This is a genomic window from Kordia sp., from assembly GCF_965224175.1.
Classification (GTDB): domain Bacteria; phylum Bacteroidota; class Bacteroidia; order Flavobacteriales; family Flavobacteriaceae; genus Kordia.
Genome location: NZ_OZ245041.1, coordinates 4,063,466 through 4,087,996, shown reverse-complemented (window position 1 = coordinate 4,087,996; position 24,531 = coordinate 4,063,466). Strand labels below are relative to the sequence as shown.

Annotated in this window: 17 protein-coding genes; 4 read left to right on the top strand and 13 right to left on the bottom strand. The window is 34.9% G+C overall.

Annotation, left to right across the window (positions count from 1 at the left end; genetic code table 11):
• Window positions 1-100: 100 nt before the first annotated feature.
• The 6 genes from ACOQOS_RS17640 to ACOQOS_RS17615 form a co-directional block, all read right to left on the bottom strand.
• Entirely contained in the window at window positions 101-817 is a 717-nt protein-coding gene (locus tag ACOQOS_RS17640; protein ID WP_420571793.1) for an energy transducer TonB, read from the bottom strand.
• A 54-nt stretch (window positions 818-871) separates the two neighbouring features.
• The gene (locus tag ACOQOS_RS17635) at window positions 872-1,264 is read right to left on the bottom strand and encodes a VanZ family protein (protein WP_420571792.1); all 393 of its coding nucleotides are present in this window, start codon (window positions 1,262-1,264) and stop codon (window positions 872-874) included.
• Window positions 1,257-1,637 (bottom strand): glycine cleavage system protein GcvH, encoded by a 381-nt coding sequence (gene gcvH, locus ACOQOS_RS17630; protein ID WP_420571791.1) that lies wholly within the window; start codon window positions 1,635-1,637, stop codon window positions 1,257-1,259. The genes ACOQOS_RS17635 and gcvH overlap by 8 nt, the downstream gene beginning before the upstream one ends.
• A gap of 75 nt (window positions 1,638-1,712) precedes the next feature.
• Window positions 1,713-8,975 (bottom strand): cell surface protein SprA, encoded by a 7,263-nt coding sequence (sprA, locus tag ACOQOS_RS17625; protein WP_420571790.1) that lies wholly within the window; start codon window positions 8,973-8,975, stop codon window positions 1,713-1,715.
• A gap of 5 nt (window positions 8,976-8,980) precedes the next feature.
• A complete protein-coding gene (gene ruvA / locus ACOQOS_RS17620; protein ID WP_420571789.1) occupies window positions 8,981-9,562 on the bottom strand; it encodes a Holliday junction branch migration protein RuvA in 582 nt (193 codons plus the stop codon).
• A 96-nt stretch (window positions 9,563-9,658) separates the two neighbouring features.
• On the bottom strand, window positions 9,659-11,956 hold the full coding sequence (locus tag ACOQOS_RS17615; RefSeq protein WP_420571788.1) for an NADP-dependent malic enzyme: 2,298 nt from the start codon (window positions 11,954-11,956) through the stop codon (window positions 9,659-9,661).
• A 360-nt stretch (window positions 11,957-12,316) separates the two neighbouring features.
• Here ACOQOS_RS17615 and ACOQOS_RS17610 point away from each other — a divergent pair, with 360 nt between their 5' ends.
• From ACOQOS_RS17610 to ACOQOS_RS17595, 4 genes are all read left to right on the top strand, one after another.
• A complete protein-coding gene (locus tag ACOQOS_RS17610; protein ID WP_420571787.1) occupies window positions 12,317-13,207 on the top strand; it encodes a hypothetical protein in 891 nt (296 codons plus the stop codon).
• 4 nt (window positions 13,208-13,211) lie between these two features.
• Window positions 13,212-13,787: a T9SS type A sorting domain-containing protein gene (locus tag ACOQOS_RS17605; RefSeq protein ID WP_420571786.1), complete on the top strand. Its 576-nt coding sequence runs from the start codon at window positions 13,212-13,214 to the stop codon at window positions 13,785-13,787.
• Between the two features lie 177 nt (window positions 13,788-13,964).
• The gene (locus ACOQOS_RS17600) at window positions 13,965-14,831 is read left to right on the top strand and encodes a hypothetical protein (protein ID WP_420571785.1); all 867 of its coding nucleotides are present in this window, start codon (window positions 13,965-13,967) and stop codon (window positions 14,829-14,831) included.
• 10 nt (window positions 14,832-14,841) lie between these two features.
• Window positions 14,842-15,732: a hypothetical protein gene (locus ACOQOS_RS17595; RefSeq protein ID WP_420571784.1), complete on the top strand. Its 891-nt coding sequence runs from the start codon at window positions 14,842-14,844 to the stop codon at window positions 15,730-15,732.
• 253 nt (window positions 15,733-15,985) lie between these two features.
• On the opposite strand, the gene queG is transcribed toward ACOQOS_RS17595, so the two are convergent.
• The 7 genes from queG to ACOQOS_RS17560 all read right to left on the bottom strand — a co-directional run bounded on the left by queG (window position 15,986) and on the right by ACOQOS_RS17560 (window position 24,527).
• The gene (queG, locus tag ACOQOS_RS17590; protein WP_420571783.1) at window positions 15,986-16,918 is read right to left on the bottom strand and encodes a tRNA epoxyqueuosine(34) reductase QueG; all 933 of its coding nucleotides are present in this window, start codon (window positions 16,916-16,918) and stop codon (window positions 15,986-15,988) included.
• Entirely contained in the window at window positions 16,915-18,249 is a 1,335-nt protein-coding gene (locus ACOQOS_RS17585; protein ID WP_420571782.1) for a cytochrome P450, read from the bottom strand. The genes queG and ACOQOS_RS17585 overlap by 4 nt, the downstream gene beginning before the upstream one ends.
• A 155-nt stretch (window positions 18,250-18,404) precedes the next feature.
• Window positions 18,405-19,427, bottom strand: a complete 1,023-nt coding sequence (gene ruvB, locus ACOQOS_RS17580) for a Holliday junction branch migration DNA helicase RuvB (protein ID WP_420571781.1) — start codon at window positions 19,425-19,427, stop codon at window positions 18,405-18,407.
• A gap of 191 nt (window positions 19,428-19,618) precedes the next feature.
• Window positions 19,619-21,418: a cytochrome c oxidase subunit I gene (locus ACOQOS_RS17575; RefSeq protein ID WP_420571780.1), complete on the bottom strand. Its 1,800-nt coding sequence runs from the start codon at window positions 21,416-21,418 to the stop codon at window positions 19,619-19,621.
• A gap of 37 nt (window positions 21,419-21,455) precedes the next feature.
• Window positions 21,456-22,517, bottom strand: a complete 1,062-nt coding sequence (locus tag ACOQOS_RS17570; RefSeq protein WP_420571779.1) for a cytochrome c oxidase subunit II — start codon at window positions 22,515-22,517, stop codon at window positions 21,456-21,458.
• Between the two features lie 26 nt (window positions 22,518-22,543).
• Window positions 22,544-23,929 (bottom strand): quinol:cytochrome C oxidoreductase, encoded by a 1,386-nt coding sequence (locus tag ACOQOS_RS17565; protein WP_420571778.1) that lies wholly within the window; start codon window positions 23,927-23,929, stop codon window positions 22,544-22,546.
• Window positions 23,930-23,957: 28 nt separating this feature from the next.
• Complete coding sequence (locus ACOQOS_RS17560) at window positions 23,958-24,527, bottom strand: c-type cytochrome (RefSeq protein WP_420571777.1); 570 nt, start codon at window positions 24,525-24,527, stop codon at window positions 23,958-23,960.
• Between the last annotated feature and the right edge of the window lie 4 nt (window positions 24,528-24,531).

The window sequence follows — 24,531 nt, the reverse complement described above, 5'->3', positions numbered from 1 at the left end:
TTTTAATGTTAATGTTCTGTTAACCTCACAAGAAACGTACCAAAAAAGAAAGCCTGAGTAAATTACTCAGGCTTTCTTTTATATTTTTATGTTTTCTAGCTTACTGCACTTTGAAAACAATTGGTAACGTATAGTTTACACCTACTGGCTTACCTCTTTGTTTTCCTGGCTTCATTTTAGGAAGACTTCTAATTACTTTTTCAGCTTCTTTTGCTAATCTTGGGTGTGGTGCTCTTGAACGCACATCTGTAATATTTCCTGATCTATCGATTTTAAATACTACGAATATTTTTTGTACACCTTCTAAATCTAAATCAGAAGCTAATTCTGTATTAAACTTTCTATTAACGTGCTTTTGTACTTTTTCAGACATACACTTTTTTCTTTCTTTTTTACTGCTGTATTTTTCACAACCAGGAAAGATTGGTGCATCTTCAATTACTGAGAATGGTACATCTTCAATAACTTCTTCTTCTTCTTCAATTTCAACAGTTTCTACTTCTTGAATTACTTCTTCTTCAGAAGTTTCCGTAGATTCTATTACTGTTTCTTCCACTTCTTCTTCATCTTCTACAACTTCGATTATTTCCGGAGCTGGTGGCGGTGGCGGTGGTGGCGGTTGTTGTAACTGTTGCGTGATGATCATTTCTTCATCATCGTCTTCAATCATGTCAACTACCTCTTCTTTTGTCACTTCATCGTAAGCTGTCCACTCCATACCTTGCCAGATAAGAAATGTCACTAATGCTAAACCTAAGGCTAGATAGAAAAAGCTATTTTTCCTTAAATCAACATCTGGATTCTTTTTTGCTTCCATAATAATATAGTTTTAATGGTTGCTAATTTAATTATTTATTAGCAAAAAAAACAATTAATTCTGTGTTTTTAACTTTCTATTGTTTGCAATTAACCACTTTAATACAATAACTGCAAGTATTGTACCAAGTGTGTTTGCGATTACATCTTCCAAATCTCCTTGTCTGTTTTCAACTAAAGTAGCCTGCATTATTTCAATACAGATACCATAAATGATTGCAAAAATAGCACTTAATACCAATGCATTTTTCTTTAAAAATGTTGTAGCAAAACCTTTTGAAAAGGCAAAGAACCAAACAATTGTAAAGAGAAAATATACAAATCCGTGAACCAATTTATCTGCAAAGGAAATTCCTATTTTAGGTGCATCCTTTAGCGATATTAAACTAATAATTGTAATAAAAATAGTCCATGCAATTGCGGAGATGGAAAATAAATATTTACGCACCAACTACTTCTTTGTATGCTTCGTCAGTTAGTAATCCTTCTATTTGAGATTCATCAGAGATTTTAATTTTAATCATCCAACCTTCTCCATAAGGATCTTTGTTTACTAATTCTGGCTCGTCTTCAAGTTTTTCGTTTAACTCGATTACTTCTCCAGATAATGGCATAAATAAGTCAGATACTGTTTTTACTGCTTCTACAGTTCCAAAAACCTCATCTTTATCAACTTCTTCATCTAAAGTTTCAACATCAACATATACAATATCACCTAATTCTCCTTGAGCAAAGTCAGTAATTCCAACGGTAGCAATATCACCATCAATTTTTACCCATTCGTGGTCTTTTGTATATTTTAAGTCTGCTGGTATGTTCATTTTATGTGTGTTATTTAGTGTTATAGTCTGAGCAAATGTAATTCTTTCTCTTTAAGTTTTCAACCTGTAGTATTGTTAATTTCCAAAATTGTATCGAAGCGTAATTCCAGATCGAATTGTTGTTTGTGGAAATGCTGTTGAAACCGCAAATTCTGAGAAAGTATGATCATAGTAAAATAAAGCTGTTAAGTTTCTACTTAACGCATAGTCTGCTGTAAATTTTAACGACCATAATGTTTGTCCTGCAGTTACCTGATTATTGAATAAATCTAAGCTTCTGATGATTGTTATGTTATCTCTAAGAGATAAATCTGCTTTTAAGTTTAAATCTCCTTTTAACGTTGTTTTCTTTCCTGCAATTCGTGTATCAATTCGAACATCTTTGAAACGATATCCTAATCCTACGATGTATTCGTTTCCAGAAACTTCTGTAAGTAAGTTATTATCAAAACTTAATGATAATGCACGATCACGTTTTACTTCCGCTAAAACTTTAATTGAGTTTTTCATTTCAAAATCAATTCTAATTAACGGATTGAATTGTTCCACTAAGTTGATATTAGAAAAGATATTTTGATTGTGGAAGTTTCCTCCTTGATCTTTGTTTGATTCTGCAAATGGATTGGCAGCATCAAAATCTAAGTTGTTTCTAAACGAGTTAATCGTATAACTTGAACGATATCCATGCGATAATGAGAAACGCTTGAAACGCTTCTTAAACCATTTTAATCGCATTAAACCAGTATATTTTACTGTCCAGTTTGGAATTGGCACATCTCTAAATGCGCCTAACTTGATGTCGTTAGCATCTTTTCCTGTGTACGCAGCTAAAAACGCCGGAAGTAATACCGCCTGATTCGTTTTTCCATATCCGTCAGGGAAACCATCACCGTCTGTATCTGTTAATGGTTGTCCGTTAGCAATTGCCAAACGACGTGCAATGATTTGTCTGTTTTCTTCAAAATCTTCGAAGGTTACCGATTGGTTTTCATCGCTTTGTTTAAATGCTGTTTTTATCAATAGCGTAGAAATTCCGAAGTTTCCAAAGGTATTTCCTGCGCCATTTGGCGATAATGATATGTATTCACCGTTTTGTACATTGAATTGCTCCGAGAAGTTTTCTGAATAGTTACGATTTGCAACCACATCAATTTTTAAATCTCTAAGCGGCTCTACCATTGCCGTAATATCTAAGTTTTTATTATGTACTTGTGTAAATTGCTGGTTAAACTCTGTGAATTCTGTCAAATATCCTCTTCTTGCGGCTTCATATCGAACATCTGCTTGACTACCAAATACGAATCCAACAGAAGGCTTTAGAGTTCCAATAAATCCAATAGATGGAGTATATCCAGGTAATACTTTACCGTTGTTTTCAGAGTAACTTACATTGATTCGTTTTACACTTCCAAAAATATCAACAACTGTATTGAAGATTTTTGTTCCAACACTTGCTTTATTAGACGTTTTCTTCTTCCCTTTATCTGCAGTTCCATCTGTAGGAACTCCTGGTCTTTTAGAACTACTACGCAAGTTTGTTTTTCTATTTCCTTTACGCTTTCTCACAAAACCTAAGTATTTATAGAATTTTGTCATATCTAAAGACGCATTTATATTATGCGTGTTTGCGTTTTGAATCGTATTTAAACGTTCTCCTGCCACTTCTTGCAATACATCCGAACCACGTTGCCAATTAAAGTCTCCCGTATAACTATAAGTTGCATCAAGGAAACTAAAAGTTGGTATTTTATTTAGCGGTAAATCGTATGTTAATTGCAATGATTGTGTATGTGTGTTTGGATCTCCAATATCCCAGAATCCATCCCAAATTCCAAAGTCAACATCAATGTCTCCATTTTCATCAAAGTAATTGTTGACAATATTATTATTCGCTGCTGTAAAGTTGAAACGCAGTGAGTTTGTTAGGTTATAGTTGATTGCATATGACCAATCAAACAAGAAATTACGTTGTTGTAAACGCGGTAAGTTTTCCGCTTGCGCATCTGGCAATAATGGATCTCTATAAATTTGATCATTGAAACTTCTTGTAATGTTAGAGTTTAATGAAATACTAGTTGGTAACGGATTGAAGTTAAAGTCTTTTAACCATTTCCAGTATCTTCCAGTAAATAATGAATCGTTCTTTTTGAAAGGTTCTATTGATTTTGGCTGAAAGTTAAAGTTATAATCTAATCCTGCACGTACATTTTGATCACGTAACGATTTGATTTCGTAGTCGTGATGTTCTGTTTCGTTGTATGAATAAGATAATGTAATGTTTTCTACATCATAGAAACGTGCTTTTTGTTCTGCTCCACGTTCTTTACGAACTCCAATAAAGTTGATACTTTTTCGCTTCGTATAATCGATTGCTTCTTCTGTAATCCTATCTTTTTCAGCTTCTGTTGCAGCTAAATCCAATCGGTCTTCTAAACGAATATCTTGATAGAATGGATCAAATTCTGGCGTAATAATTTCTTCACCTATACTATAGTTAAATGGAATTTTGATTCCCCATTTTTTCGGAAGTAATTGTCCAAGGCTAATATTCGTTACTACATCATATTGCTTTACATCTTCTCTACTTCTTTCGTTCGGAGATTGTTCAATATTTCCAAAACCAACTGTACTAATTCTTCCTGATGCAGAAACTGTTGCAAAGTCTGCTAAGTTTGCATCTAATGAACCTACAGCTGCCCAACCTCCACGGTTTTCTAATTCTGCCAAACGTAATTCGTTAAACCAAAATTCACCACAGAGTGGAATTCCGCCAATAGGCGTATCTGTAGCATCCAAGCCATCAGCAGTAGCATTTTTGATACCAACCATTAAAGAACGAACTCTACCAATTGTCGGGTTACCAATAATAGCAATACGCATACGTTCGTCTGAAGCATAATCAGCAAATTGGTTTACAATTGGATCTGCATTTTCATTATAATAAGCAACTTCTGTCGCACCTGTTGCATTGTTAAAGTTTGCGGCTTTTATTCGTGTTAATAGTGCTAATGGAATATCAAATTCATTCTTCCAAACATCTTCCGCAGAAGATTCATCATTTAATGTTACGTTTAATGGTATTTCAACTTGATAATAGTTTTGCGTAAAGTCATTACCAAATCGCAAGAAAGCAACTGCTTGTTGATCTCCGAGTTGCTGCGTTTGACCCGCTAATGACTCAGCATGGACAAACATTTTTAAGTTTTTATATTGTCGTAAATCAATGTCTATGTTTTTGAATACACCACGCGAATCTCCCGATTCTAAGTTACATATTGACATTGCTAATGATTGTTCATTTTGACGAATCACCGTATTATTATTATTCAATTGCTCACGTACAACTCCTGGTGGCACTACATATCCAATTGGATCTTTGTTTGCATTTTCTTCAATGTTTACAGTATTTACATCAAACTGCGTGTTTGCATCCGCTCCATCTTGTGGATCATCTTCGTTATCTTGTAAAGTAAGATTGTAACGTCTCCAATCTCCACGAATTAAGTCTAATGTAGCAAAACGCAATACTGTTGGCTCACTAAATCCTGTCATATACATACGCACAAAACGAATAGAACGTAAGTCATTTAAAGGAATTTTTTCGTCTGGCGTTACGGTTGCATCAGGTGATTTGTGGAAGTCTGAGATTGGAATTTTGAATTGAATCCAACGTGCATTTACAGTTCCTCCATTTGGAGCTTCTAAGTTTTGTACATCACGAACATCTGTAATGTATGTTTCTGACGCCGTATCTAAACCAGATCTTAATGGAATTCTAAACTGATAGTAGTTATCAATCGTATTCATTGTTTGATCTCGGTTGATATCTTCCACATCAGGAACTGTTGTAGAACCTCTGTTAGTATCAGTTACTGCAATTGGAGAGTTTCCTTGCGTACCATTGTAGTTTTTATAACGATTTAATACATCTCCATCTGCATTTAAGAAGTACTGATAGTTATCTCCTGCAGGATCGGCTTCTGCAGCATAGTTTGTATATTTTGCTCCTTCTTCATCATCTGCCAAACCATCTAATCCAACATCTTGTACTTGTCTGTTTGCATCTTCTGAGTCAAACGCATATACTAATGATTGTGTTTGCGGCACTTCTCCCCAAGCAGTTTGTGTAACCAATGGGTTTACAGCATCTGCTTCTGGCAAACCATTTTCGTATTGCTTACGACCATCTTTAAGGATATCTTCAGAAATATTTCCAATGTTTAATACCAATTCTCCTGATCCAGCGGTATTGGTTGTTCCATCTTCATTGAAGAAAGGATCTAACACCCAAAATTGAATATATTCAACATTTGCTTGTTCAAAGTTTGTAGTAGTTACTGGACGCATAATTCCTCCCCAACTGTCTTGATCTGGTTGCGCAACAAAATTTGGATTGTTGTTATACGGACCTCTTTCGTTTGGATAATATGCTAAATCTAAAGTAGTTTGTATCGTTGTTTGCCCTCGAGCAATATCTGTTTGTGGAAATATTTCATCTACAAATATTCTACGTGTTTCATTTGTAGAAACATCATCATCACTAATACCGCCTGGCGCTTGATTTCCATAAAATATTGGATCAATTGTATACCAAGCTAATTTTGCTCTATTAAAACCATATTGCAATTGGTCGTTTCCAAATTCTCCACCTAAGTTATCACCTAATGTATTTCCTGGCGTTCCTGGTGCACTCGCTAAAAACCAACCTAATGGTGATTTGATATCGATTGCAGACTGCGCACCTTCAAAATCATCAACATATGCTGTTGCTTCTCCTTCAAAATCTGCATTTTTTGGACTTCCAGGAAGTAAATACGCAAATTCTCCACGAATGGAAACATTTGAAGCTACATCTGTATCTACGTTTGGTAATTTGTTTACCAATCGTGTTAAGAAAGGAACTTCTGTTGAGTAGTTTCCGTTAAACCCAAAGATTGAATTGTTTACAGGTTCAGCACCGTAGTTTGCTTTTTGTGTAATTGGTCGCTCATTTAAGTTTAAATAAGTTGCTCCAATTAAGAAATCTTTACTAAACTGATGTTCAACATTAATCCCTGTGAATCTTTTGTTTTGCTGACCAAATAGTGAGTTATTTTCTACCGAAACATCAATTGGTGTGTTTGATGCTTTTAATGCTTCATCTAAGATTTGCACACGTCCTAATTGGTAGTTTACAGTATAGTCTATTCCTTCTTGTAAAACACGTCCACCAGCAGTTACTACTACAGAACCTCTTGGAACATTGAATGCTCCTAATGGAATTCCGTCTCCACCTTGTGATTTGTAACGTCCTTTTAACTGAAATTTATTTAGTTCTGCATCATCTAACGCACCTGCTTTTGTTTCTGTATACATTGATCGATATACATATCGCGATTGATTGGCATTGTAATTGGCAGGTATGTCATAATTTTCTGAAGCAGCGTTTCTTAATTTCTCAAATAAGAATTCCCCAAAAGGTTCAACGGTTGTGAATATGATTCGCCCAAATTCCTGATCGACAGTAAGTCCAGGATAATAATCAAAGAAACCATCTCCACCAGCTTGTGGATTCTGATAAATATCTAATCGATCTAAATTAAATACTTTTAAGAGTATTTCATCCGCTACATCTGCTGGTAATGCAGGTCCGCCATCTACAGCTGTAATATAGTTTACAGGAGAAGGATCAGTATATAAGATATTTAATCTAAAGTCATCTGGACTTAGTTGATATGCATCTGTAGAGTAGATGTTTTTCATCATTAAGTCCCAAATTGGATCATTTACTTCCGTGATGGCACTTTTTAATAATTTTACTACTAAGTTTTGATTTTCTATTTGTGTTGGATTTCCATCCGTATCTGTGTTTGTTACCTGCGTTGCGTCAATTCCTCCATTGGCAAATTCACCAACTTGAAACACTTGACCGTTTGCCGTATATTGAAAAGCTACAGCCAATACTTCATCATTACTCAAACGCTGATTTAAGGAAATGTACCCTAATTTAGTATGTACTTTATATTCGTTTTCGTTTAGTTTTCGAGCGTTTTCAAGATATACATAATCAAACCCTTGTTGTACGTTTCCAGAAAGTGCTCCAAATCCTTGTTGAATCGTTGCAATATCTCTAATATCATCTGTTAAAACAGAACCTGTACCGATTAATTCTGGGTTATAGTCGTTGTTTTCGTTGTCTGGAAATTGATCTGGATTCGCAGAGTTAAAGAATGTTGCTTCTCCTGGAAATGGTGAATATTGATTCACCTTCGTTCTATCAGGATTAGCTTCTCCTAAATCTTGTAAACCTACAATATTACGCACATTGTTGGTTTGTGCCGAACGGTTCGTTACCCAAACTTCTACTCTTGTAATTTCTACTGGAGTATTCACAAATGGATAATTTGCTAAAGCTGTATCGTAACGATCTCTAAAGTATTGTGACAGGAAGAAGTGACGATCTTCATCATAATCTAATGCAAATAGCGCAAATTCTTCAATTGTCCCTCCACCTTGCGCTGTAATGGTTCTTGTTTGCGAACGTTGTTCTGAGAAAACTCCTGTAATACGAGTATTTCCAAATTGCAATTCTGTTTTTACTCCAAATAGGCTTTGTGCTCCAGTGATTAACGAACTGTTTAACGGCATACTCACGTTACCTACTTCTATTTTTTGAAGGATATCGTCTTCTGTTGGCGTATATTCTAATTTGATTTGATTTTGGAAGTCAAATGTAGACTCAGTGTCATAATTAGCATTAATCTTTAATCGCTCTCCTACTTTACCTAGTAAACTTAAACTAATTCGCTGATCGAAGTCAAAACTTAAGTTACTTCGGTTTCTTGGTGATAATGCTGGATTGTCATTTTTTTGAAAACGAATTCCTAAGTCCATTGCTACCGAACCTTGCGGAATTACTTCAATGGTGTTTCCTCCAAATATACTTTCAAAGAAATTTGAATTGACATAAAATTTTGGCAATAGGTTTTTCTGTGCATCTTCCGAACCATCTTTTTTACCAGAAATAGCATTAAGTTTTTCTTTGAAATAATCTTTCATGCTTTCTTTTAACAATAACTCACGATATTGTTTTGGCGTTAAGATTAACGGATATCGAATATCATAGTTCCCAACTGTTTCTGTGTAGATGTAACGATCTATTTTTGGATCGTAGGTATATTTTGAGATAATACTAGAAGGATCTTTTAATTTTATTTTCCCAATAGCATAACCTGTTTGTGATTCATTTGGATCTGTCGGTTCGGTTTCTTGTGCCGAGAGTATGATGGTAAATAACAAAGTGAATACGACAAGCGTATTTTTGCAATATTTTGTTATTAGGTTGGTAATATTTTTCAAAGTAACTATAAGTTTTTTAATGCCATTTTGATCAATTCTTCTACACTTCCGTCTGGCATTTCTTTAATTATTTTATCGAGGATTCTTTCAGATTGCTTTCTTGTGTAACCTAATACTTCCAAAGCAGATAACGTTTCTTCTTTGTTTGTATTGTTCGGAGACATTGAAACTTCTTCAAGATCGTATAATTTTAAGACTTTATCTTTTAATTCGATGATAACTCGCTGTGCTGTTTTAGCTCCAATTCCTTTTACGCCCTGAATGGTAGGAACGTCACCTGAGCCAATTGCTTCACATATTTGTTCGGATGTTAAGGAAGATAACATAGTACGAGCCGTACTTGTTCCAATTCCAGAAACTGAGATTAATAAACGGAACACAGCACGTTCTGATTTTTGAAAAAAACCATATAATGTCTGCGCATCTTCTCGAACATGAAGGTGTGTAAATAATTTTATATTTTCTTGATTCGGGATTTGCGAATACGTAGTTAGAGAGATGTTGATGAAATATCCAACTCCATTACAATCAATCACTACATCTGTTGGATTTTTCTCTACGAGCTTCCCTTTTATATGAGTAATCATTTATTAGTTGCTAGTTAAAGTCCCAAATGTAATAAATTTATTCACATTTACTTACCCATTTACGGCTTTAATATACTAATAAGGTATACTTCTTTACTATAATTCCTCTTTTCGTTGTTGCCACTTTTCTTTTTCTTGAGCATCAACCACTGCTACAGCCGCCATATTAATCATCTCATCTACACTAGCACCAAGTTGTAATATGTGGACTGGCTTACTCATTCCTAGCATAATTGGTCCAATAGAATCTGCTTTATTTAGCTCTTTCATAAGCTTATAAGTAATGTTTGCAGCATCTAAGTTTGGAAAAACCAACGTATTTACTTCTTTTCCTGCTAGTTTTGAGAACGGAAATTTTTCCGAAAGCATGCTTCTGTTTAAAGCAAAATCGGACTGCACTGCACCATCGGCATTGATATCTGGGTAGTATCTGTGAAGATATTCGACAGCTTCACTTACTTTTTTAGCGTTTTCATGATCTGACGAACCAAAGTTTGAGTACGACAACATAGCAATATTTGGTTCTAGTCCAAACATTTTGACTGTCAACGCTGTCATTTGAGCAATTTTTGCCAATTCTCGCGCAGACGGATCAATGTTTATTGAAGTATCTGACAAGAACATTGGTCCACGCTCAGTGATCATTAAGTTTGTTGTCGCTACTTTTTTCACACCTTTTGCTGTTCCTATGAGTTCTAACATTGGTTTTACAACCGTTGGGTAACTTCTGGAATACCCAGAGATTAATCCGTCAGCATAACCATCATTTACCAACATTGCTGCAAAATAGTTACGTTCTCGCATTTTCTTTTGTGCATCAATTTGTGTTACTCCTTTGCGTTTTCTGGTTTCCCAATAGATTTTAGCAAATTTTTCACGTCTTTCCGCTTGCTCATCACTTTTAGGATCAATAATTTCTACATCTCCGTAAAATTCTAATTCATCTCTTAATTGGTGAATTACTTTTTCGCTTCCTAAAAGAATTGGAATTGCTATTCCTTCGTCATACACATATTGAGCAGCTTTCATTACATCTAAATGATCAGCTTCAGAGAATACAATTCGCTTCGGATTTGTCCTGGCTCTTTTGTGTAATAATCGAATAATTTTATTGTCAGCTCCTAACCTATGGAGCAATTCATCTTCGTAACGTGCCCAATCTTCAATTGGTTCAGTAGCTACACCTGATTCCATTGCAGCTTTTGCAATTGCTGGTGGTATTTTTGCTATAAGTCTTGGATCAAATGGCTTTGGAATGATATAATCTTTTCCGAAGTTGAGTTTTGTTTCTCCGTAAGCAATATTTACTTGTTCTGGAACTGGCTCTTTTGCTAAAGCTGCAAGTGCTTTTACAGCAGCCATTTTCATAGCTTCATTGATTTTAGTTGCACGAACATCTAATGCACCGCGAAATATAAATGGAAAACCAAGTACGTTGTTTACCTGATTTGGATGATCTGATCTACCTGTTGCCATGATAATATCTTCTCTTGAAGCAATGGCTTCATCGTATGATATTTCTGGTGTTGGATTTGCCATTGCAAATACAATTGGGTTATTTGCCATAGAACGAATCATATCTTGCGAGACAATATTCCCTACAGAAAGCCCTAAAAATACATCTGCATTTTTCATTGCATCTGCTAGAGAATCATAATGTTTTGCTGTTCTGAAATGCGCTTGCATTGGCGATAAGTCGGTTCGATTTTTATGGAGTAATCCATCTACATCAAACATCGCAATATTTTCCAGTTTCGCGCCTAGTGACACATATAAATTCATACAAGAAATTGCTGCAGAACCTGCTCCAGATACTACAAAGCGAACTTCTTCTATGTTTTTTTCTGCTAATTCTAATGCATTAAGCAAAGCTGCAGACGAAATAATGGCTGTTCCATGCTGATCGTCGTGCATTACAGGAATATCTAATTCTTCTATGAGTCTACGCTCAATTTCAAATGCTTCTGGAGCTGCAATATCTTCTAGATTGATACCTCCAAAAGTTGGCGCTATGTTTTTGACTGTTTCAATAAATTGATCAACATCTTTTGTATCAACCTCTATATCAAACACATCAATATCTGCAAATATTTTAAAGAGCAATCCTTTCCCTTCCATTACAGGTTTTGAAGCTTCTGGACCAATATCACCTAAACCTAGTACTGCCGTACCGTTTGATATTACAGCTACTAAGTTTCCTTTTGTAGTGTATTTATAAACGTTCTTTTTGTCTTTTTTTATTTCTAAACAAGGTTCTGCAACACCAGGTGAATAGGCTAATGATAAATCACGTTGAGTAGAATATCTTTTAGTAGGAACTACTTTTATTTTACCAGGTTCTGGTTTTGCATGATATACAAGAGCTTCTCTCCTTTTACGTTCTGTATTACTCATATGGAATAGGTTTCATCGCCTTAGCTTCTTAAGCAATTGTAGGCAATATGAATTTGCAAATTTAAATGTCTGAGGTTAAAGGAAAAAATATAATGTACTTTCTTTCTATTTATTTAACGTATCGCTTTTTAAAACTTCATTTTCTTTTGGGAATTATTCTGTTTTCATAAACCATCAATAGCTTTTATTTGTTAGCAACCTATTAATCAACAACTTTGAGATATTATTAATTTCAAACAAGTATGTTATGACCAAAAAAAACACAAAGAAACCTCCATGGCACAGGTTAAATTTCAACCGAATTGCTTTCAAAAACACATTCTTTTTAATCGCACAAAAATCAATTTAAAACATTTATTCATGAAAAAAATATCATTATTCGCAATTACTTGTTGCTTTTGTTTGTTTACAACAGCTTTTGTAATTGCACAAACTGACACAACTTCGTATGGTCAAAATGCTGGAACCAACGGAGACCGAAATTCTAATTTCGGATATACTGCTGGCAATACACAAACTACTGCTGGAGACGACAATACTTATGTTGGCTCAAGAGCAGCTCGATTAGCTTTTGGAGATTTTAATACTTCCGCAGGAGCATATTCAGCATATTACATGCAAAGTGGCTCTAGAAATAGTTTTTTAGGTACGACTGCAGGTTTTAGAAATATTTCTGGGAACGATAATTTATATATGGGTTTTGCTGCTGGATATTCTAATGAAAAATCGAACAATGTGATGATCGGTGATGGCGCAGGTTCTAATAATAACGGCACACGAAATGTATTTATTGGTCATACTGCTGGAGCGAATGAGAGCGGAAACGATAAGTTATATATAGATAATAGCAACACAGCCACACCTTTGATTTATGGGGATTTTTCGACAAAGAAAGTTGGTATTAACACAAATAAATTAATTAATCAGTTGGGAAGTGCAGACTTATCTGCCTATAGCTTGTATGTAAAAGGTGGAATTTTAACCGAAGAAGTACATGTACAAACAGGTTGGGCAGATTATGTTTTTGAGAAAGACTATCACTTATTATCTATTGAAAAGGTAGCAGATTTTATTGAAAAGAATGGTCATTTACCAAATATTCCTTCTGCAAAAGCAGTAGAAACCGATGGTATTGAACTTGGTGATATCACAAAGAGACAACAAGAAAAGATTGAAGAAATAATGTTGTATGTGATTGAAATTCAGAAAGAGATTGACACTATTAATAGAGAATTAGAAACAAATAAGTAAAACCATGAAAAACACTATATATATTTTAATAACTGTGAGTTTATATTTTTTAACAACATATAACTGTCAAGCACAATTTGATCCTGTTGATTATGACTTATACATCCAAAATGACGTTTATGCAGACCAATTCGATACCGCAGCAACTGTAGGAAATCTTATTGCAGTGAACACTATTTTCTCAGAAGGAGTTGCGAATTATTATGCAACAGGAACAACCTTGAAAGAAGGGTTCACAGTAGAAAAGGGCGGCACTTTATTTCTTTCGATTCCTATTACTGGAAAGAAAAAAACAAATACACAATTGTTTACTACTAAAGATACAAACTTCACACTCTATCCTAATCCAACAACACGCGCTCTAACTATTACATTAAAGACAGGTGTTTGGAATTCAGATGTTCGCGCAGAGGTGTATACTTTAAACTCTTCTACAATGGTATATTCTGAAGAAATTCAACAAAAAAATGCTTCAAAAGCCACATTAAACGTTTCTTCTTTACCAAAAGGAATCTACGTTTTAAAAGTGTATGAGAAGAAAGGAAGCAAATCATTTGTACAAAAGTTCATTAAAAATTGATTCACACTTCTGCACAAGAAACAGATTTGAGTAAAGAAATCTGTAAAATTTTAGGCGAAACCTGAAAAGCCTCATTAAAAGAGTAAGGAACAAATTTTAAACATCATGAAATTTTTATATAAAAAAAATAGCCTTTACACGCTGTTTTGCATTTTGAGCATCCTGAGTACTTCAAGCATGACTGCACAAACATCAACCGCTTTTGGAGCACTAACATATCCTGTTGGAGGAAACAATTCTTATTTTGGCTATGCGATACAGACAAGCAGCGGAAATAATAATGTTGCTATGGGACATCGCGTTGGAAACAACAACTCATCTTCCGCAAATACAAATACTTCTATTGGTTATGAAAGTGGACTCATTGGTTCAAGAAATGTATTTTTTGGAGCCGAAACTGGAGATCAACTTTCACAAGGAAGTAAGAATGTATTTATTGGGAATTGCAGCTCTTGCAACACGTTTGGTTATGCAAATCAGAATGTCTTTATAGGTGATAGAACTGGAAGTTGGTCACAAGGAAATACACAAGGAAATGTATTTATTGGATATTCTGTAGGAAATCAAGTAGGAACGAATGGCACTAATAACAACAAGCTTCTTATTGACAATAACCTGACGACTACAACTTTAATTTACGGTGATTTTGCATCTGATAAACTAGGAATTAACACTAAAAATTTACCAAACAGCTTGAACGGTGAAGATTTGAGTAATTATAGCTTATATATAAAAGGTGGATTGCTCACCGAACAACTTCGTACACAAACAGGTTGGGCAGATTATGTTTTTGAGAAAGACTACCAATTGATGTCACTTGAAAATGTAGAAGCATTTATTAAAGAAAATGGTCATTTACCAAATGTTCCTTCCGCAGAGGCGGTACAAAAATCAGGAATTGAATTGGGTGATATTAAAAGAGTACAACAGGAGAAAATTGAAGAGTTGACACTTTATATTATTGACTTGAACGAGCAACTACAGGCTATTAAAGCCGAAATTGCCGCAAAGAAAGCTACTAAAAAAACGTCTAACAAACATTAAAAATACACAGATGAAAATTTTAAATATAATTACAAGTAAGGTGTTATTTGTATCACTTTTAGTTGCCAGTGCAATTCCTGCAACTGCTCAGAACACAAATTTGGGGACAAATTCTGGAACAGGCGGAACGAATAATTCAAATTTTGGCGTATCAGCTGGACAGAACAACACAGGTAACGATAATACATTTATTGGTTTTTCCGCAGGAAAGAATAATACAACTTCCATTCGCAATACTTTTATGGGAAGTAAAACTGGTCTCAATAGTACCGGAAATAGAAATACTTTTTTTGGATCGAATGCTGGATATAAAAACACGAGTGGCGTTAGCAATGTGTATCTTGGCTTTTACGCAGGCTATAATAGTACGAGCGGAAGCAGAAACGTATACATAGGAAAAGATGCTGGAATTTGGAATTTTACAGGTTCCGATAATGTGTTTATTGGCTCTGGTTCTGGAAAGAACGAAACTGGAAGTCATAAATTGTATATTGACAACAATTACAATGCAACACCATTGATTTACGGAGATTTTTCTTCGAACAAAATAGGAATCAATACAAAGAACTTAATTACTTCTTTAGGCGCACTTGATTTAAGCGCATACAGTATGTTTGTAAAAGGTGGAACAATTTCAGAAGAAATTCGTGTACGTACAGGTTGGGCAGATTATGTTTTTGAAGATGATTATAAGCTTTTAAGTATTCATGAAGTTGCTGATTTTATTGAGAAAAATGGTCACTTACCAAATATTCCTTCTGCAGAAACCGTTGAAACACAAGGTTTGGAGCTCGGCGATATTACCACAAAACAGCAAGAGAAAATTGAAGAATTGACCTTGTATGTAATTCAGCTTCAAAAGCAATTGAATGTATTGAAAGAAAGGCTGAAGGAAGAATAAATTTTAAAAACTATTGTTGTTATTTTGGGAGTAGTTGAGAGATTTGAGAACATTTTCTCGACTATTCCCAATTTACTATCTTAACGTGAGTTCGATATAACTATTTTATTGTACAATTGACTGTCAAAAGATTATGGACTACATGATAACTTCTTATGCCGAACTCACGTTATTTTATAAAATTTTATTCGTTTTGAAAGAAGCAATAGCATCGTTATTGATTGCTGAAACGTATTTTATCAACAATTCTAATTTACTTTTCAGTTTTAAGAAACTTTATATTCCGGACTAAGCCTGTATATTTTGTTCGCTTTACAGCAGATTTTCTAAAGATTTCACTAAATACTTCTTGCGTAATTTCTTCCCATTCTTTTTTAGACATCGATAGTAATTCTGGATGCGGATTGAATAATGGTTCATTATGCGGTTTTGAGAATCGATTCCAAGGACATACATCTTGACAAACATCACAACCAAACATCCAATCGTCAAATTGCCCTTGTACATGTGCAGGAATTTCATTTTTGAGTTCAATTGTAAAATACGAAATACATTTGCTTCCATCAACCACATATGGTTCTACAATGGCTTGCGTAGGACATGCGTCGATACAAGCCGTACAACTTCCACAATGATCTGTGACTGGCGAATCGTATTCTAAATCTAAGTCAATGATAAGTTCTGCAATGAAATAAAATGAACCTACTTTTTGCGTGAGCAAGTTGCTATGTTTTCCTATCCAACCTAAACCACTTTTTGCCGCCCAAGCCTTATCTAATACTGGTGCTGAATCGACAAAAGCTCTTCCTGAAACTTCTCCAATTTCTTCTTGAATGAAGTTTAGCAAGTGCTTTAGCTTATCTTTTATGATGAAATGATAATCGGTTCCGTAGGCATATTTAGAGATTTTTGGCGCTTCTGGATCTTTCTGTATTTCTGATGGATAGTAATTTAGAAGTAAAGACACAACTGATTTGGAATCATCTACTAATTTCGTCGGATCGAGTCGCTTGTCGAAATGATTTTCCATGTACTTCATTTCTCCATGCATATTTTTGTTGAGCCAAGCTTCAAGTCGCGGCGCTTCTTCTTCCAAAAATTCAGCTCTTGAAATTCCACACGATAAAAAACCCAAGCGTTTTGCTTCAGCTTTTATGAGTTCCGTATGTTTTTGTATTGAATTCAAGTAGTTCTTTTGGTAAATTTGAGTGTCACATTTATTGGCTTTAGTGTAATTAACGGCGCAATTTCGACAGTTTCTTGATCGGTTTCTATTTGATATTTTTTCAACATCGCATATACTGTAAGCATCATTTCATATAGCGCAAAACCATTTCCTATACACATACGCGGTCCTGCTCCGAACGGGAAATAATATCCTGCAGTTTCTTTTCTGTTTTCATCCGAGAAACGTTCAGGAATAAAATCATTAGGGTTTTTCCAGTATTTTTCGTTTCTATGTAATTCATAAAACGAGATTCCTATCATCGTTCCTTTTTCTATATTGAAATCTGCAAACGAATCATCTTCTATCGCTACACGATCTGTAATCCAAGCCGGCGGATATAAACGCATTGCTTCTTCAACACAGTTTTTTACATAGTTGAGTTTCGCAATTTTCTCCATCGGCGGTAAGCCATCATCTATAGCATCTATTTCAGTAAGTACTTTTTGGTATACTTCTGGGTTTTTAGCGATGAGATGAAAGGCAAATGTGAGCGCATTGGCAGTAGTTTCATGTCCAGCCACAAAAAAGATAAGTATTTCATCTATTAGTTGCTCATTTGTCATAGATGTCCCGTCGTCTTCATATTTCGCCTTGAGCAACATATCTAATAGATCGTCATGTTGTTTTTGAGACACACGACGTTCATCAATTACATTGTTGATAATGGTTCTACTTTCGCGAACCATTAACATATGTTTTTTGACTAAACCGCTAATTTGATACCACCATTTTTTGTGCGGCTGACGAATTTCACGGATGATAAAGTCTTGTAATTTTTCTATGATTTCTTGCAAACGATGCATTGTATCATCATCTGAAGAATAGTCGAATAATGATTTTGCCACCACATGAAACGCTAGTTCGTTCATAATTGGATAAGAATCTATGACTTTATTTTCTTGTATGTTTTCAATTTGTTTACCAATTGTACCTTCCATGATTGCCACAAGCTTTTGCAGCTTTTCTTTATGGAATGCTGGCTGAATGAGTCGTCTTTGTTTGAGCCAATAGTCTCCACTGGCAGTCAATAAACCTTTCCCAACATATTTTGACAGAAATTTTGTTTGTATTTTAGACTTGTTGTAATTTCTATGGTTTTTACGCAGTAAGTGTTTTGTAATGTCTGCATCACGTGTCAACATTACTGTTTTTGCAAATGGTGGAGAGATTGCAAACGAATCACCATGTTTGTTAAAGCCGTCTTTATGAAATGGAATTGGATTTCGAGTAATCGAAGATGATTTTAAGAGTAGTTTAAAGAATGGTATTTTGTTCGGGTATTTGCACATCTCGGCACTATATTTTATCGCTTACGTTACTATTATCTGTTGGCTGCTTCGCTCTGTTGCTTGGTATTTTATTGATTCGTTAATTTGTGGATTTGTGGATTTGATTTTTGTTAATTTGTTTGTTTACAATGCTATTAGTATTTTCATTTATCATTTCAAAAAAGTCCTCCTTGAATTCCTCCCTTTATTCTACCTAAGTGTTTATAAGCAAGCTCTGTAACTTCTCTTCCTCTTGGTGTTCGGATGATAAACCCTTGTTGAATAAGAAATGGCTCGTATACTTCTTCAATAGTTTCTCCACTTTCAGAAACAGCCGTTGCTAAGGTTGTGATTCCTACAGGTCCACCTTTAAACTTATCTATGATTGTGGAAAGGATTCGATTGTCCATTTCATCTAAACCATAGGCATCAACATTTAGTGCTTTTAGACTGAATCGTGCGATTTCTATATCTATTGTACCGTTTCCTTTTATTTGTGCAAAATCACGCACTCTACGCAATAAAGCATTGGCTATACGTGGCGTTCCTCGACTTCTACCTGCAATTTCTATTGCAGCTTCCATACTTATTGGTACATTTAGTATTTGCGCACTACGCTGCACGATTGTAGATAGTAATTCTGTTGAATAATATTGTAATCTACTAGCTATCCCAAAACGCGCTCGCATTGGCGCTGTCAATAATCCAGAACGTGTAGTTGCGCCTACTAATGTAAATGGATTTAGATTGATTTGAACAGTTCTAGCATTTGGGCCAGACTCAATCATGATATCAATTTTGTAGTCTTCCATTGCCGAATAGAGATATTCTTCTACTATTGGACTTAATCGATGAATTTCATCAATAAATAATACATCTCGTTCATCTAAATTCGTTAGCAATCCAGCTAGATCGCCTGGTTTATCTAATACAGGACCTGAAGTTACTTTGATACTTACATCAAGTTCATTTGCTAAAATGTGTGCTAATGTCGTTTTTCCTAATCCTGGAGGCCCATGAAATAGAGTATGATCTAATGCTTCTTCTCGAAGATTTGCTGCTTGCACAAAGACTTGTAAATTTTCTAATACTTGATCTTGTCCAGTAAAGTCTTTAAAAGATAGTGGTCTTAATGCTTTTTCAACGTCTAATTCTTCTGGTGAGTAGTTATCGCTATTGGGATTTAAGTGTTCGTTCATAAAGATGTGTATTCAGATGCAAGCCACTACTCTTCTACTTCATATGCAATAGCTTCTTAACAAAGATAAGAGAAAAACACCATAGCATCATGATTAAGACTTTGTTGTTTTTATAATTTAAATATCCCTTGCAACAAAAAAAGAGTCGTTTAAAATTTAAACGACTCTTTTTATATTGTGTATATGTATTTTTAGTGATGTAGCTCTTCTTCTCCATCCTTCATTGGAACAGTTTGAGGAACAAAGTCTTCATCATGTCCTGGTTTACTGTAGTCATATGCCCAACGGTGTACATGAGGAATTTCTCCTGGCCAGTTTCCGTGAATATGCTCTACAGGCGTAGTCCATTCTAAAGTGTTTGATCTCCATGGATTTTGAGGCGCTTTCTTTCCATAGAACATACTGCTAAAGAAGTTATATAAGAATACTAACTGGAAAATTCCTCCAATGATTGCAAACATTGTAATTACAACGTTAACATTTGCTAAGTCATCAAATAATGGAAATTCAGAGTTTGTATAGTAACGTCTTGGTAATCCTGCCATTCCTATAAAGTGCATTGGGAAGAATACTCCGTATGCACAAACTGCAGTTACCCAGAAGTGAACATATCCTAAGTTTTTGTTCATCATACGCCCAAACATTTTTGGGAACCAGTGATAAACACCCGCAAACATTCCATATAGCGCAGAGATACCCATTACTAAATGGAAATGTGCTACTACAAAGTATGTATCGTGAACATTAATATCTAAAGTACTATCTCCTAAGATGATTCCTGTTAAACCTCCAGTGATGAATGTAGATACTAATCCAATTGAGAAAAGCATCGCAGGGTTCATCTGTAAGTTACCTTTCCAGAGCGTCGTAATATAGTTGAATGCTTTTACCGCTGACGGTATTGCAATTAATAATGTTGTAAATGTAAATACAGAACCTAGGAAAGGATTCATTCCTGAGATAAACATGTGGTGCCCCCATACAATTGTCGATAAGAATGCAATTGCTAAGATAGAAGCAACCATGGCACGATATCCAAAGATTGGTTTTCGTGAATTGGTAGCAATAATTTCTGAGGTAATACCTAATGCTGGAAGTAATACAATATATACTTCAGGATGCCCTAAGAACCAGAATAAATGTTCAAATAATACTGGCGAACCACCTTGATAGTGTAAAACTTCTCCTTGTATGAATATATCTGATAGATAGAATGACGTTCCAAAACTTCTATCAAATATTAATAACAATGCTGCCGATAATAATACTGGGAATGATACAACACCAATAATTGCTGTTACAAAGAACGCCCAGATTGTTAATGGCAATCTTGTCATAGACATTCCTTTTGTTCTAAGGTTGATTACCGTAACAATATAGTTTAATGATCCTAGTAATGAAGAAGCAATGAATATTGCCATGGACACTAACCATAATGTCATTCCTAATCCAGATCCTGGAATTGCTTCTGGTAATGCACTCAACGGAGGATAAATTGTCCAACCTGCTGATGCTGCTCCACCTTCAACAAATAAAGAAAGTACCATGATTACACTTGAGATAAAGAATAACCAATATGATACCATATTTAGGAATCCTGAAGCCATATCACGTGCTCCAATTTGCAACGGAATAAGTAAGTTACTGAATGTACCACTTAATCCTGCTGTTAATACAAAGAATACCATGATCGTACCATGAATAGTAACTAATGCTAAGTATTTATCTGCACTTAACACACCATCTGGCGCCCAATTTCCTAAGAAAATTTCAAAGATCGTAAACGACTCCTTTGGCCATGCAATTTGCATACGGAAAAATATAGACATCATAATCCCTATAACTCCCATTACCGTACCTGTAATCAGATACTGCTTAGCAATCATTTTATGATCCTGACTAAATATGTATTTAGTTATAAAGGTTTCTTTATGATGATGTCCGTGATCGTCGTGTCCGTGATCTTCTGCGTGTACTGCTGTTGCTGACATATCTATATATTATATCTTTTAATTATTTTTTTAATTTTTATTTTCCAAAAGTTGCTTGTTCTGCAATCCACTTGTCGTAATCTTCTTGGCTTTCTACAATTACTTTCATTTGCATATTGTAGTGAGATTCTCCACAAATTTTATTACATAGTAAAAGATAGTCGAACTCGTATGGCTCTAACGGCTCTTCTCCTTTGGCTAATAATTTTTCACTTTTAGCTGCTCTAATTTGGTTGATGCGACGTACTTTATTCTTGATTTTGTTCGTCTCACGCATTTCAGCAGTTGTTTTTGTTGGCTTCATTGCAAACTCAGTAGTTTGACCAGGTACACAGTTCATTTGCATTCTAAAGTGTGGCATGTATGCAGAGTGCAATACATCTTGAGAACGCATTTTGAATACCACCTTTTTCCCAACTGGTAAGTGTAGTTCTTGCACAATGATATCATCTTGCGCATATTTATCTTCTCTATCTAATCCTAATACGTTTGGATTATCTCCAAGATCAATTAAACGAACGTTTGCCTTACCTAATACATTATCTTTTCCAGCATATCTAGCTTTCCAGTTAAATTGCTGTGCATATAACTCAACTACAATAGGATCATCATCCATGTTTACATCCATGATTTCGTTCCAAGTAAACAGTCCATAAAGGATTAATCCAGCTAAAGTAATTACAGGAATGATTGTCCAAATAAATTCTAATTTATCGTTATCTGCATAATATAATGCTTTTCTTCCTTCTTTACCTCTGTATTTGAATGCGAAGTAGTGAAGTAATGCTTGTGTTAATGTTTGTACAAAGAATATCAACACCATTGAGATAATCATCAATGTATCAACACTTGTTCCGTGTTCTGAAGCAGAGTTTCCAATTAGTGGCAAATCACCCCATTTCCAAAAAGAAATTATTGTGATAATGTATATGAACATCAAGAATCCCATCATTAGGTATCCATTGATATTGTTATCCTTGTCATTAGCTACTTGAGTATTATCTGCTTTCACTTGCGATAAGTCAAATATCTTCGTCAGCTGCCAAATTGCGATTGCAATTAGGATAAGTACTATAAACGTTAGTAAACCAGTAGTCATCTTATTTTATACTGTTTTGAAATTAATTAATAATGAAATTGTTTACTTTCTTCAATAAACGGATTTCTTTTTGCCAATAATGGTGCTTTTGTCAATGTTGTAAATACAACAAAGATGAATATTCCTAAGAACAATAATATTGCTCCTATTTCTGCCATTCCTAGTGACCAGTTTGGTCCAACCGTTGCAGGCATTACCATATTGAATACATCTATGTAGTGACCAAATAAGATCACGACTCCAGCAATTACAATGATCCAATTAAGTCTCTTGTAGTCACTATTCATTAATATCAATAATGGGAATATTAAGTTCAACGCTAACATTCCAAAGAATGGCAAGTTGTAATCTTCAATTCTTGTAATAAAGTATGTTACTTCTTCTGGGATGTTTGAGTACCAGATTAACATAAACTGAGAGAACCATAAGTATGTCCAGAAAATACTGATACCGAACATAAATTTTGCTAAATCGTGAATATGGCTATCGTTTACATATTCTAATAATCCTTTAGATTTTAGATATATTGTAATTAATGCGATTACTGTAATTCCAGATACAAACATACTTGCGAAAACATACCATCCGAATAGTGTACTAAACCAGTGGTGATCGAAAGACATGATCCAATCCCAAGACATCATAGATTCTGAGATTAAGAATAATACCAAAAATACTGCTGCTGCTCTAAAGTTTTTCTTAAAGTTACTATTGTCGCTAGACTCATCTTGTCTTAAAGATAAGCGTCTAGAAATTTGACGATAAGCAATCCAGATTGTACTGTAAATTACAGCTCTGATTAAAAACCATGGTCCGTTTAACCATCCTTGCTTACCAACTGTTAGCTTGTCATATGTTGGACTACCTTCCCTTACTAATTCAGGATCCATCCAGTGGAATAAGTGATTTCCGTGGAATACTGAAACAGCAATCAAAAGTATCATTACAATTGTCCCTGGAATAATATAGGCAGTAATTCCTTCCATTACTCTAAATAATACAGGAGACCAACCTGCTTGCGCTGCTCTTTGAATAGCATAGAATGCTAATACACCTAGCGATATCATCATAAAGAAGAATGCTGCAATGTACACAGCTGCCCAAGGCTTATTTTGTAATTGACCTAATTTGTGCTCGTCGTCGTGACCTGACGAATCATGATGCCCAGCGCTTGCATGATCATTAGTTCCGTGCGACGCGTCCGTTTTGTGCTCATCATGATGAGCTGTTTTACCATCGTCATGTTTTGCATCTCCATGATCTGAACCATGTCCATGTCCGTGAGCTGCTTCCATTGCTTTCATATCTTCAACTGAACCTGGCACATTAGCAAAGCTTAACCCTACCATGATGGCTCCAAGAACAAAGGAGATAATTGCGAAAAGTCTTAATCTATTTGAAAACGTATACATTGTATATAATTCTATATCGTTATTGGTCTTATTTTAATTCTGCTTTCAACTTTAATACATATTGAACTACTTGCCAGCGTTCTTCTATATCTAATTGATTTGCGTGTGATCCCATATTGTTTTTACCATACATAATCACGTGATAGATACTTCCCTCAGTAATTCCTCTAGCTGGATCGTTGTATTTAGGAATTCCCAAGAACTTTTCACGTTTAGCTAAAGTTCCTTGTCCATCTCCTTTATTACCATGACAAACTGCACAGTAAATTCCATACAATTCTTTTCCTGCTGCTAGGTTCTCTTCAGTTGGCTGTATTGGATTCAACAATTCTGCTTTCGCTGCTTCGTATCCTTCATTAGTATTATCATACTCATATGGCAACCAACCTCTCTTTATACTTCCTTCTGCAGGAATTTGAGCTTCCATCTTAGATTCGAATCCTCCGAAAGGAACTCCGTTTACCTCTTGGTAAGCTTCGTATCCTACAGGTTCATACATATTTGGAAAATATTGATAGTTTGGCTGTGATTTATTAAAGCATGAAGTCATTAGCAATGCTGCTCCAAAAACGACTCCTATTTTTATAAGGCTCTTCATAATT